The sequence below is a fragment of the Kitasatospora sp. NPDC101183 genome, from assembly GCF_044767945.1.
Taxonomy (GTDB): domain Bacteria; phylum Actinomycetota; class Actinomycetes; order Streptomycetales; family Streptomycetaceae; genus Kitasatospora.
This window is the reverse complement of record NZ_JBIWOW010000060.1, coordinates 1-11,858: the sequence shown is the minus strand read 5'-3', so window position 1 is coordinate 11,858 and position 11,858 is coordinate 1. Positions and strand designations below refer to the sequence as shown.

Annotated in this window: 9 protein-coding genes; 2 read left to right on the top strand and 7 right to left on the bottom strand. The window is 70.5% G+C overall.

Going from position 1 to position 11,858, the window contains the following annotated elements:
- Positions 1–91 precede the first annotated feature (91 nt).
- Entirely contained in the window at positions 92–844 is a 753-nt protein-coding gene (locus ACIRRS_RS38215; RefSeq protein ID WP_402981670.1) for a Tellurium resistance, read from the bottom strand.
- A 371-nt stretch (positions 845–1,215) separates the two neighbouring features.
- On the opposite strand from ACIRRS_RS38215, the gene ACIRRS_RS38210 reads away from it, so the two are divergent.
- Positions 1,216–2,316: a DUF2637 domain-containing protein gene (locus ACIRRS_RS38210; RefSeq protein WP_402981667.1), complete on the top strand. Its 1,101-nt coding sequence runs from the start codon at positions 1,216–1,218 to the stop codon at positions 2,314–2,316.
- 98 nt (positions 2,317–2,414) lie between these two features.
- On the opposite strand, the gene ACIRRS_RS38205 is transcribed toward ACIRRS_RS38210, so the two are convergent.
- The 5 genes from ACIRRS_RS38205 to ACIRRS_RS38185 all read right to left on the bottom strand — a co-directional run bounded on the left by ACIRRS_RS38205 (position 2,415) and on the right by ACIRRS_RS38185 (position 6,631).
- Positions 2,415–3,512, bottom strand: a complete 1,098-nt coding sequence (locus ACIRRS_RS38205) for a DUF475 domain-containing protein (RefSeq protein ID WP_402981664.1) — start codon at positions 3,510–3,512, stop codon at positions 2,415–2,417.
- A gap of 154 nt (positions 3,513–3,666) precedes the next feature.
- Positions 3,667–4,245: a TerD family protein gene (locus ACIRRS_RS38200; RefSeq protein WP_402981661.1), complete on the bottom strand. Its 579-nt coding sequence runs from the start codon at positions 4,243–4,245 to the stop codon at positions 3,667–3,669.
- Between the two features lie 435 nt (positions 4,246–4,680).
- Complete coding sequence (locus ACIRRS_RS38195) at positions 4,681–5,256, bottom strand: TerD family protein (protein WP_402981658.1); 576 nt, start codon at positions 5,254–5,256, stop codon at positions 4,681–4,683.
- A 214-nt stretch (positions 5,257–5,470) separates the two neighbouring features.
- Positions 5,471–5,929, bottom strand: coding sequence for a peroxiredoxin (locus ACIRRS_RS38190; protein WP_402981655.1), 459 nt, complete (start codon positions 5,927–5,929; stop codon positions 5,471–5,473).
- Positions 5,930–6,193: 264 nt separating this feature from the next.
- A complete protein-coding gene (locus ACIRRS_RS38185) occupies positions 6,194–6,631 on the bottom strand; it encodes a DUF3052 domain-containing protein (RefSeq protein ID WP_402981652.1) in 438 nt (145 codons plus the stop codon).
- Positions 6,632–7,148: 517 nt separating this feature from the next.
- Between ACIRRS_RS38185 and aceE the strand changes: the two genes are divergently transcribed.
- Positions 7,149–9,899, top strand: a complete 2,751-nt coding sequence (gene aceE, locus ACIRRS_RS38180) for a pyruvate dehydrogenase (acetyl-transferring), homodimeric type (RefSeq protein ID WP_402981649.1) — start codon at positions 7,149–7,151, stop codon at positions 9,897–9,899.
- Positions 9,900–9,972: 73 nt separating this feature from the next.
- On the opposite strand, the gene ACIRRS_RS38175 is transcribed toward aceE, so the two are convergent.
- A complete protein-coding gene (locus ACIRRS_RS38175; protein ID WP_402981646.1) occupies positions 9,973–11,562 on the bottom strand; it encodes an MFS transporter in 1,590 nt (529 codons plus the stop codon).
- Between the last annotated feature and the right edge of the window lie 296 nt (positions 11,563–11,858).

Here is an 11,858-nt window from a genome sequence, read left to right as displayed (position 1 = left end):
GGGAGTCCATGCGGAGCATCGGCGACTGACGAGAAGCCGGCGAGGTGCGTGCCCCGGCGGCGTCCGCCTGGCGTGATCCGAAAGACACGCCCTAGTCCCCCGCCCCGCCCCGCTCCTTGTACCCGCGCTGCCACTGCATCCCGAAGCCGTACAGCCGGTCGATGTCCGCCTGGAACCCGTTGACGTACCGCACCTCGCGCCGCACCGTCAGCTGGTTGTCCCCCACGTTCTCGATCAGCACCACCGCGCAGGACCGCGCCGCCCGCGCCCGCTCGTCCAGCTTGATCTCGATCCGCGGCCCGGTCTGCGGCACGATCGTCACCACCGCGTGCGTCTGGTCGAAGGCCGGCGTGCCGTCGTAGATGTAGACGAAGATCAGCAGCCGCTTGAACTTGTCCTTCTTCTCCAGGTTGACGTACATCGTCTCCCCGGAGGGCGCCCCGTACTGGTCGTCGCCGCTGAGCTTGATGAACGGCGGCTCGCGCAGGTCCCCGAAGAATTCGCCGAGCGGCTGCACCACGCCCCGGCTGCCGTCGGAGAGTTCGTACATGCAGGCCAGGTCGAGGTCGACGTTGAGCTGCACGTCCTGCCCGGAGTCCGGCTCCTGGGGGTTGAAGATGTTGCGCGGGCTGAAGAAGCGCTTGACGCTGTCCCGGGCGCTCGGCCGCACGGCCCCGGAGCGGGTCGTCCAGTGCAGGTTGACGAAGAGGTAACCGGTGGTGGCGGCCGAGCCGGTGATCGCGTGCTGCGGGGAGGACTTGGTGAGCGTGACCTTGTGCTGGCCGCCCGGATTGTCGAAGGTGTAGCTCTTGTCCCCGCGCAGGTACTCCCAGATCGAGACCATCCCGTCCCCTCCCCAGTCCCGTCAGGCGGTCTGACGGTCCGACGAACCATGATCGGGCATCGGCCCCGCCGACGGATACCCAAAGCTTCCCCTCCCCTACCCCGCGCAGCCGCCCGGCGCTCACCACGGGGCCGCCCGACCGGCGCCCGGCGGGTCGATTGGCCGGAGGAACGCCCCCTCCCGTAACATGCCGCCCCCTCGGACGCGATATCGTCTAGCCGCACAGGTGTCCCGTCCGCCCCCGCGCGGGCGCGCGGGCATGCCGTGCGGTGACGAACGAACCGTCAGGCGATGCCCGCTCGGCGGGAGCTGACCGCCTGTACGTCGCACCGAGTTCCTGTCCCCTGCCGAAACCCGAGGCCCGACCCGCAATGAACCTGACCTCCATACAGCTGGTCTGGACCGTCGTCGGCGGCGCAGCCCTGCTGTTCGTCGCGATCCTCCTGGCGACGCTGCGCTTCAAGAACGTGAACAAGGACGAGAGCGGAGACTCCTGGGAGCGCAGCGAGGAGCGCAGGCGGCGCAAGGAGATGATCTACGGCATCTCCTCGTACACCCTGCTGTTCTGCTGCGCCGGCGTCGCGGCCGCCCTGTCCTTCCACGGCCTGGTGGGCTTCGGCATCGAGAACCTGGGCCTGTCCAACGGCTGGGAGTACCTCGTCCCGTTCGGCCTGGACGGCGCCGCGATGTTCTGCTCGGTCCTCGCCGTGCGCGAGGCCAGCCACGGTGACGCCGCCCTCGGCTCCCGCCTGCTGGTCTGGGTCTTCGCCATCGCCTCGGCCTGGTTCAACTGGGTCCACGCCCCGCGCGGCCTGGGCCACGCCGGCGCCCCGCAGTTCTTCTCCGGCATGTCGATCTCGGCCGCGATCCTCTTCGACCGCGCCCTGAAGCAGACCCGCAAGGCCGCCCTGCGCGAGCAGGGCCTGGTGCCGCGTCCGCTTCCCCAGATCCGCATCGTGCGCTGGCTGCGCGCCCCCCGCGAGACGTACGCGGCCTGGTCGCTGATGCTCCTGGAGAACGTGCGCAGCCTGGACGAGGCCGTCGAGGAGGTGCGCGAGGAGCGCCAGTCGAAGATGGACGCCAAGGTCCGCGCCCGTTCGGCCGACCGCCGCGAGCGGGCCGAGCTGAAGGCGATCTCCCGTCAGGGCGGCGTGCTGGCCCGGGCCCGCGGCGGGCGGCAGCTGCCCGCGCTGACGGCGGCCGGGGACGGCCAGACCGCTACGGAGCCTGCCCTAGCCGCCGAGTCCGACAGCACCTCCCTGACGGAGCCGGCCGCCCTGGACGCCGGCCGTCGGCCGCGCGCCGCGGTCGAGTCCTCCTACTCGTCGAGCTACTCCTCGTCGACGTACTCCTCGGCCTCCTCCCAGCGCGGCTCGACCGTCGACCTGACGGCCGACGACGACACCCTGTCGATGCCGAAGCTGGACTCCCTGGAGCGCAAGCTGCGCGCGATCGAGCAGCAGCTCGGCTGAGCCCCTGACGCACGGCCTTCGGCACGACGAACAGCGGCCGCCCCCGGATCGTCCGGGGGCGGCCGCTGTCGGTCGTGCCGAAGGGCTTCGGGCGGGCGCTACTTGTCGCTGCCGACCAGTTCGCCCGCGTCCTCCTCGGCCGCCTCGCGCCGGTTGCGCAGGACGGAGGAGCCGAGCGCCAGCCCGATGAAGAGGACGCCGATCAGGCCGGTGACGATCTCCGGGATGTGGAACTTGATGCCGATCAGCAGGATCGCCGCCAGCGCCCCGATCGCGTAGTGCGCGCCGTGCTCCAGGTAGACGTAGTCGTCCAGGGTTCCCTTGCGGACGAGGAAGACGGTCAGCGAGCGGATGTACATCGCGCCGATGCCGAGGCCCAGGGTGATCTGGAGGATGTCGTTGGAGACGGCGAAGGCGCCGACCACGCCGTCGAACGAGAAGGAGGCGTCCAGGACTTCGAGGTACAGGAAGAGGAAGAACGCGGCCTTGCCGGCGACCTGGACGATCGACTTGCCGGCCTTCTCGTCCTCCTCCTCGCGCTCGGCCTCCTCCTCCAGGCCCGACTCGAAGATGGAGGAGAGCCCGCTGACGGCGAGGTAGGTGATCAGGCCGAGCACACCGGCCAGCAGAACGGTTTCAGCGTGCTCCTCGGCGAAGAAGCGGGAGGCGAGCACCAGGGCGACCAGGGCCACGACGCTGGAGAGGGCGTCGAGCCTGCCGGCCTTCTCCAGGGGGCGCTCCAGCCAGCCCAGCCAGTTGTGCTCCTTCTCGTCGAAGAGGAAGTCCAGGAAGATCATCAGCAGGAAGACCCCGCCGAAGGCCGCGATGGCCGGGTTGGCCGCTTCCAGGTACTGGCCGTAGGTGAGGCCGTCGTGGGTCTTGTCGGAGTGCAGTGCGAGGTCCACGACCGTGGCCGGGTTGAGCTTCGCGGTGAGGCCGACGACCAGCAGCGGGAAGACCAGGCGCATGCCGAACACGGCGATGAGCACGCCGACGGTGAGGAAGATCTTCTGCCAGTACGGGTTCATCCGCTTCAACACCGTGGCGTTGACCACCGCGTTGTCGAAGGAGAGCGAGATCTCCAGGATGGAGAGGATCAGCACGATGCCGAAGCCTTGGGCTCCCCAGAGCAGCCCGGCCGCGATCAGTCCGATGGCGGTGATCGCGAACGACCAGCCGAAAGTGCGGAGGAACACGGGACTTGGTTACCTTTCGGGTTCTGGCCGTGCCGGGGCAAGACCTCGTCCCGAGACGGCCTGACCGGGCCGGGCCCGGTCAGGTCACCCCCGCACCGCCCTCTGTTCTCATGATCGATCGAGTGCGACTGGTCTATTTTCTCTCTTTTCGCCCCTACTGCACGTTCACGCCGAAGTCGAGGGCGATGCCCCGCAGGCCCGAGGCGTACCCCTGGCCCACCGCGCGGAACTTCCACTCCCCCGCGTACCGGTAGAGCTCGCCGAAGATCATCGCCGTCTCGGAGGAGGCGTCCTCGGAGAGGTCGTAGCGCGCGATCTCCTGGCCGTCGACGGAGTTGACGACCCGGATGTAGGCGTTGCGGACCTGTCCGAAGTTCTGCAGCCGGGCCTCGGCCTCGTAGATCGACACCGCGAAGACGACCTTGTCGGCCTGCGCCGGGACCAGCTCCAGGTTGACCAGGATCAGCTCGTCGTCGCCGGACTCGTCGCCGCCGGTGAGGTTGTCACCGGTGTGCTCGACCGAGCCCTCGGGGCTCTTGAGGTTGTTGTAGAAGACGAAGTACTCGTCGCCGAGCACCCGTCCCCCGCCGCAGATCAGCGCGCTCGCGTCGAGGTCGAACGGGGCGCCCGTGGTCGAGCGGGCGGACCAGCCGAGGCCGATCTGGACCTGCGTCAGGTTCGGCGCGGCCTTGGTGAGCGAGACGTTGCCGCCCTTGGCGAGCGTGACCACCATGACTTGTCCTTCCTCCCTTGCTTCTCCCGGAGCGCGCCTTAAAGGTGTAAACCCCCGCGGCCCCGGACGGCCCGTGTCGGCCGCCTGAACTTCCTGAACTCACACATCCTCGCAGCGCACCGGGGCGCCACGAAGCCGGGGCGGGGGGCCCCCCGCGGGGGGGCGGGGGGGCCCCCCGCGCGGGGGGCCCACACCCCGGCCCCCCCGGGGGGGGCGGGGGGTCGGGGGGGCGCGCCCCCCCGCCGGGCCGCCCGGTGGCGCCCCCGTCCCAGCCCCCCACACACCCACCCGCCCCCCCCCGGGGGCCCCCCCCCCGCGGGGGCCCCCCCCCCCCCGCGCGGGCCGGGCCCCGCCCCGGGATCGTGCACGAATCCCTTGTCCCCGAAGGGAGGTGAAGGGAATCGGGGTCCTACCGCCTCGTCGGGGTCTACCGCCTCAGACGTTCACGCCGAAGTCCTGGGCGATGCCGCGCAGGCCGGAGGCGTACCCCTGGCCGATGGCGCGGAACTTCCACTCGCCGCCGTTGCGGTAGAGCTCGCCGAAGACCATCGCGGTCTCGGTCGAGGCGTCCTCCGTCAGGTCGTAGCGCGCCAGCTCCGCGCTGTTCGCCTGGTTCACCACGCGGATGTACGCGTTGCGGACCTGGCCGAAGTTCTGGCCGCGGCTCTCGGCGTCGTAGATCGACACCGGGAAGACGATCTTCTGGACGTCCGCCGGGACGCCGGCCAGGTTGACCTTGATCGACTCGTCGTCGCCCTCGCCCTCGCCGGTGAGGTTGTCGCCGGTGTGCTCGACCGAGCCGTCCGGGCTCTTCAGGTTGTTGAAGAAGACGAAGTTGCCGTCCCCGGAGACCTTGCCCTGGTCGTTGCAGAGCAGCGCGCTCGCGTCGAGGTCGAAGTCCGTCCCCGTGGTGGTCCGGGCGTCCCAGCCCAGCCCGACGATGACGGCCTGGAGACCCGGGGCCTCCTTCGTGAGCGAGACGTTGCCGCCCTTGCTGAGGCTGACTCCCACTTGCCCTCCAAGAATCGGGAGGCACACTCGGTGCCCCCGGTGGTGCGGTACCGGGCGGCGGCGCCCGAAATCGGACGTACGCCCCTATCCGCCAACGGCCCGAGCGTAGTGCCCGGTTCCCGAACGCACCGGCGAACGGCGGGACGGACGGGGCGGCTCGGACGGGACGGGACGGACGGGGCGAGGCGGGCGTGCCGCACGCCCCGGGCGCGGCTCAGAGCGCCGCGAGGGCCTTGAGGTAGTCCCGCACGTCCCGGGCGTCGGGGAGGCCGTTGACGACGCTCCAGCGCACCGTCCCGGCGCGGTCGATCACGAAGCTGCCGCGCAGCGGGCAGCCGCGCTCCTCGTCCAGCACGCCGTAGGCCCGGGCGACGGCGCCGTGCGGCCAGAAGTCGGCCAGCAGGGGGAAGCCCAGCCCCTCCCGGTCGGAGAAGACCCGCTGGGAGAACTGGGAGTCGCAGGAGAGGCCGAGCACCTGCACCCCGTCGTTCTGCAGGCCGTCCAGCTCCCGCTGGACCTCGCCCAGCTCCCCGGTGCAGACGCCGGTGAAGGCGAACGGGTAGAACACCAGGACGACGGCCTTGCGGCCCCGGAAGTCGGCGAGGCGCACGCTCGCGCCGTGCTGGTCGTTCAGCTCGAAGTCCGGAGCCAGGGTGCCGACCTCGATGGCCATGAGCGGGACCTTTCCGACGCGTACCGGGCCGCGCGAGGTGTGCGACCGGGCCCATCCTCGCATCCGCTGACGGGCGTTGCGCCGAACGGATGACCCGGCGACCCGGACGGCCGATCGTGTTCGCCCTGAGCGAACCCCTTGCAGGGGTCTGGACATCCGGGCCCGAACGACTTCCCGGAAGGGCCGCGAACGGCACCGGGCCCCGCCGGAGTGGAGACTCCGACGGGGCCCGGGTGCCAAGCCCTGCGACTCAGCGCGCTGCGGTCAGCGCTTGCCGGTCGGCTTGGTGGACTTCGTGGCGAGCTTGGTGGCCTGCCAGTCCTTGACGATGTTGATCGAGCTGGTCTGCGACAGGCCGGCGGTCTTCGCCGCGTCGGCGATGTCGGACGCCTCGATGTGCCCGTCCCGGCCGGTCTTCGGCGTGAGCAGCCAGATCAGGCCGCCCTCCGCCAGGTACTCCAGCGCGTCGACGAGGGCGTCGGTGAGGTCCCCGTCGTCGTCGCGGTGCCACAGGAGGACGGCGTCTGCGACGTCGTCGTAGTCCTCGTCGACGAGATCCGTCCCGGTGATCTCCTCGATGCCGTCGCGGAGATCCTGGTCAGTGTCGTCGTCGTAGCCCAGCTCCTGAACGATCTGGCCCTCTTCGAAGGCGAGACGGGTTGCCGGGTTGGACTTGTCCGCGGGGTCCGCGGTCGCGCTCACGGGAATAACCTCCAGTATTCGGCTCGGCGTCCATGCCGAGGCTGTGGCCGTAGTCCACACGGGAGCGGCGGTTCGCGCAAGTACCCGACCCCCGATCCCCTCCAAAGGTTGACGTGTCGCCCGGGAACACGCCGGTCGACGTGTCGGGAATCACACCGATTTGCCCTTCTCTGCGTGGGACAAGGATGCTTCGGGTGGCCCCGGCCCGCAGGCCGTACGCATGCCCGAGATGCGAACGGCATTCTGGTCCGCGTGTGCGCGGGCGTAGAGTCTCCTGTTGGCCCTCACCCCGACCGCCCGCCATCGGGCGGACGGGACACCAGGTCGGACCACCTCTGTTCGTAACACCCGGGGGTGCGCGGCGCGGCTGACGAAGCCGGCTCCGCACACCGCCAGACCGTCCCGTCCCACAGGACGGAACGGTTACCGATCGGTAGAGATGACGGATCTCCGAGCGCGGTAGCACGATGGAGGCGGCGCGACACACCTCAGTTTCGACCGACAGTGAAGGAACAGCGTGGCTTCCGGAACCGATCGCAACCCGATCATCATTGGTGGCCTTCCGAGTCAGGTCCCGGACTTCGATCCCGAGGAGACCGCGGAATGGCTGGAGTCGCTCGATGCGGCCATCGACGAGCGGGGGCGTGAGCGTGCCCGTTACCTGATGCTGCGGCTGATCGAGCGCGCCCGCGAGAAGCGTGTCGCCGTGCCCGAGATGCGCAGCACCGACTACGTCAACACCATCGCGACCAAGGACGAGCCGTTCTTCCCCGGCAACGAGGAGATCGAGCGCAAGATCCTGAACGCGACCCGCTGGAACGCGGCCGTCATGGTCTCCCGGGCCCAGCGCCCCGGCATCGGCGTCGGCGGCCACATCGCCACCTTCGCCTCCTCCGCGTCGCTCTACGACGTCGGCTTCAACTACTTCTTCCGCGGCAAGGACGCCGACGGCGAGTCGGGCGACCAGGTCTTCTTCCAGGGCCACGCCTCCCCCGGCATCTACGCCCGCGCGTTCCTCCTGGACCGACTCAGCGAGCAGCAGCTCGACGCGTTCCGCCAGGAGAAGTCGAAGGCCCCGTACGGCCTCTCCAGCTACCCGCACCCGCGCCTCATGCCGGACTTCTGGGAGTTCCCGACCGTCTCGATGGGCCTCGGCCCCCTCGGCGCGATCTACCAGGCCCGGATGAACCGCTACCTGGAGCACCGCGGCATCAAGGACACCTCCGACTCGCAGGTGTACGCCTTCCTCGGCGACGGCGAGATGGACGAGCCCGAGTCGCTGGGCCAGCTGTCCCTGGCCGCCCGTGAGGGCCTGGACAACCTGACCTTCGTCGTCAACTGCAACCTGCAGCGCCTCGACGGCCCGGTCCGCGGCAACGGCAAGATCATCCAGGAGCTGGAGTCCCAGTTCCGGGGCGCCGGCTGGAACGTGATCAAGCTCATCTGGGACCGCAGCTGGGACCCGCTGCTCGCGCAGGACCGCGACGGCGTCCTGGTGAACAAGATGAACACCACGCCGGACGGCCAGTTCCAGACGTACGCCACCGAGTCCGGTGACTACATCCGCGAGCACTTCTTCGGCAGCGACCTGCGCCTGCGCGCCATGGTCGAGAACATGACCGACCAGCAGATCCAGCACCTGGGCCGCGGCGGCCACGACCACAAGAAGGTCTACGCCGCGTTCAAGGCCGCCCGCGAGCACAAGGGCCAGCCGACGGTCATCCTCGCCCAGACGGTCAAGGGCTGGACGCTGGGCCCCAACTTCGAGGGCCGCAACGCCACGCACCAGATGAAGAAGCTGACGGTCGAGGACCTGAAGCGCTTCCGCGACCGGCTGCACCTGCCGATCACCGACAAGCAGCTGGACGAGGGCTACCCGCCCTACTACCACCCGGGTCGCGACTCGGAGGAGATCCAGTACATGCACGACCGCCGGCAGGAGCTCGGCGGCTACGTGCCCACCCGCAAGGTGCGCCCGCGCCAGCTGGAGCTGCCCGGCGACGACGCGTACAAGGCGGTCAAGAAGGGCTCCGGCAACCAGACCATCGCCACCACCATGGCGTTCGTCCGGGTGCTCAAGGACCTCATGCGGGACAAGGGCATCGGCAACCGCTTCGTGCCGATCGCCCCGGACGAGTACCGCACCTTCGGCATGGACTCGCTGTTCCCGTCGGCGAAGATCTACAACCCGCTGGGCCAGACCTACGAGTCGGTCGACCGCGACCTGCTGCTGGCCTACAAGGAGTCGCCGACCGGCCAGATGCTGCACGACGGCATCTCCGAGGCCGGCTGCACCGCCTCGCTGATCGCCGCCGGCTCGTCCTACGCCACGCACGGCGAGCCGCTGATCCCGGTCTACGTCTTCTACTCGATGTTCGGGTTCCAGCGCACCGGCGACCAGTTCTGGCAGATGGCCGACCAGCTGGCCCGCGGCTTCGTGATCGGCGCCACCGCCGGTCGCACCACCCTGACCGGTGAGGGCCTCCAGCACGCCGACGGCCACTCGCACCTGCTGGCCTCGACCAACCCCGGCGTCGTCGCGTACGACCCGGCGTACGGCTTCGAGATCGCGCACATCGTCCAGGACGGTCTGCGCCGGATGTACGGCTCCAGCGCCGAGCACCCGCACGGCGAGGACGTCTTCTACTACCTCACCGTGTACAACGAGCCGATCAAGATGCCGGCCGAGCCCGAGAACGTGGACGTCGAGGGCATCCTCAAGGGCCTGCACAAGTACGCTCCGGGCACCGCCGGCCAGATCCCGGCCCAGATCCTCGCCTCCGGCGTGGCCGTGCCGTGGGCCCTGGAGGCCCAGCGCATCCTCGCCGAGGAGTGGAACGTCAAGGCCGACGTCTGGTCCGCGACCTCCTGGAACGAGCTGCGCCGCGACGCGGTGGAGGCCGAGGAGTTCAACCTGCTGCACCCCGAGGAGCAGCAGCGCGTGCCGTACGTCACGCAGAAGCTCCAGGGCACCGAGGGCCCGGTCGTCGCGGTGTCCGACTGGATGCGCGCGGTTCCGGACCAGATCGCCCGCTGGGTGCCGAACCAGTACCAGTCGCTGGGCGCCGACGGCTTCGGCTTCGCCGACACCCGTGGCGCGGCCCGTCGCTTCTTCCACATCGACGCTCAGTCGGTCGTCCTGGGCGTGCTCACCGAGCTCGCCAAGCAGGGCAAGATCGACCGCTCGGCGCTGAAGGACGCGATCGACCGCTACCAGCTGCTGGACGTGGCCGCGGCCGACCCGGGCGCCGCCGGCGGCGACGCCTGATCACCGGCTAGTACCTAGGCGAGAGGGCCGGACTCCCCCACGGGAGTCCGGCCCTCCTGCTGTGCCCGGCGGATCAGATGTGCACGGCCGGGCCCGCGTCGGTGGTGCCCCGGCGGGTGAGCAGCCCGAGCAGGGCCGCGACGAAGGCGACCACCGAGGCGACCGCGAACGCCAGCGACATCCCGCTGACGAAGGAGTGGTGCACGGCTCCGGCCATCGCGTCCACCGCCTGCTGCGGGGTGCCGGCCGGGGCCGGCGGGGCGATGCCCAGCTGGGCGGCCTGCTCGAGGCCCTCCGCCTGGTCGGCGGGGACGGGCGGCAGGCCGGCCTTCGCCCACTCGCCGGGCAGCACGTCGCCGACCTTGGCGGCCATCAGCGCGCCCAGCACGGCCGTGCCCAGGCTCCCGCCGACCTGCATCGCGGCCTGTTGGAGGCCGCCCGCCACACCGGACAGCTCCAGCGGGGCGTTGCCGACGATCACCTCGGTGGCGCCGACCATGACGGGGCTGATGCCCAGGCCCATCAGGACGAACCAGAGCGACATCACGCCGGTGCCCGAGCCGGTGTCCAGGGTGGACATGCCGAACATCGCGACGGTGGTGATCACCATGCCCGTGACGATCGGCAGGCGCGGGCCGAACCTCCCGATCGCGATGCCCGCCAGGGGCGAGCCGACGATCATCATGCCGGTCATCGGCAGCAGGTGGACACCGGCCTGGACGGGCGTCATCCCGTGGACGTTCTGGAGGTAGAAGGTCACGAAGAAGATCGCGCCGAAGAAGGCGAAGGCCATCAGCACCATCAGCAGGGTGCCCGCCGACAGCGGCACCGAGCGGAAGAGGCCGAGCGGCACCAGCGGCTCCTCGGCCCGGGCCTGCCAGAGCGCGAACAGGACCATCAGGAGGACGGCGCCGCCCAGCAGGAGCAGGGTCCTCGGCTCGCCCCAGCCCCACTCGGGGGCCTTGATGATGCCGAAGACCAGGGCGAACATCGCGACCGAGAGCAGCAGGATGCCGGGCACGTCGAACGACTTGGCGGCCTTCTCGGCCCGGACGTCCCGCAGGATCCACAGGCCCAGGCCCAGCGCGAGCAGGCCGACCGGGATGTTGATGAAGAACACCGACTCCCAGTTGACGTGCTCGACGAGCAGCCCGCCGACGATCGGGCCGGCCGCGGTGGAGGCGCCGATCACCCCGCCCCAGATGCCGATCGCCATGTTGAGCCGCTCGGCCGGGAAGGCGCCGCGCAGCAGCCCGAGCGCGGCGGGCTGGAGCAGCGCGCCGAACAGGCCCTGGAGGACCCGGAAGACGATCACCGTCCGGATGTCCCCGGCGAAGCCGATCGCCGTGGAGGTGGCGGCGAAGCCGACGGCGCCGACCAGGAAGGTGGTCCTGTGCCCGAAGCGGTCGCCGATCTTCCCCGCGGTGATCAGGAAGACGGCCAGCGCCAGCAGGTACCCGCTGGTGACCCACTGGATCTCGGAGGGGGCGGCGTGCAGCTTCTCCTGGATGACGGGGTTGGCGATCGCGACGATCGTGCCGTCCAGGGCGACCATCATCACGCCGACGGCGACGGTCAGCAGGGTCAGCCAGGGGTGCCCCTTGAGGCTCCCCCGGGTGGGCGGTGAGTCCGCCTCGGTCTTCTCAACGACGGACTGGCTCATCCGGGGCCTCCCGGGACGTGATGCGTACGGAACATGGCCGTGGCGCCGCGGCGGCCCACCCGTCCCCACGAGTGCCCGGCCGCCGGGCGCCACGCCCGTCAGATTATGTCAGCCACTGACATTCGACAAACGCTGACTTCTGGCCACGTCTGTCATTTGTCACGGCGCTAAGGTTGTGCTCCCGCCCCCCCCCCCCCCCCCCCCCGGACGGCCCCCCCCCGGGCCCCCGCCCCCCCCCCCCCCCCCCCCCCCCCCCGGCCCCCCCCCCCCCCCCCCGCCCCCCCCCCCCCCCCCCC

What these genes read in the sequence shown, in the direction of transcription:
- ACIRRS_RS38210 (WP_402981667.1), top strand. Translation starts at nt 1,216, where the DNA reads ATGAACCTGACCTCCATACAGCTGGTCTGGACCGTCGTCGGCGGCGCA.
- ACIRRS_RS38200 (WP_402981661.1), bottom strand. Translation starts at nt 4,245, where the DNA reads ATGGTGGTCACGCTCGCCAAGGGCGGCAACGTCTCGCTCACCAAGGCC.
- ACIRRS_RS38215 (WP_402981670.1), bottom strand. Translation starts at nt 844, where the DNA reads ATGGTCTCGATCTGGGAGTACCTGCGCGGGGACAAGAGCTACACCTTC.
- ACIRRS_RS38190 (WP_402981655.1), bottom strand. Translation starts at nt 5,929, where the DNA reads ATGGCCATCGAGGTCGGCACCCTGGCTCCGGACTTCGAGCTGAACGAC.
- ACIRRS_RS38175 (WP_402981646.1), bottom strand. Translation starts at nt 11,562, where the DNA reads ATGAGCCAGTCCGTCGTTGAGAAGACCGAGGCGGACTCACCGCCCACC.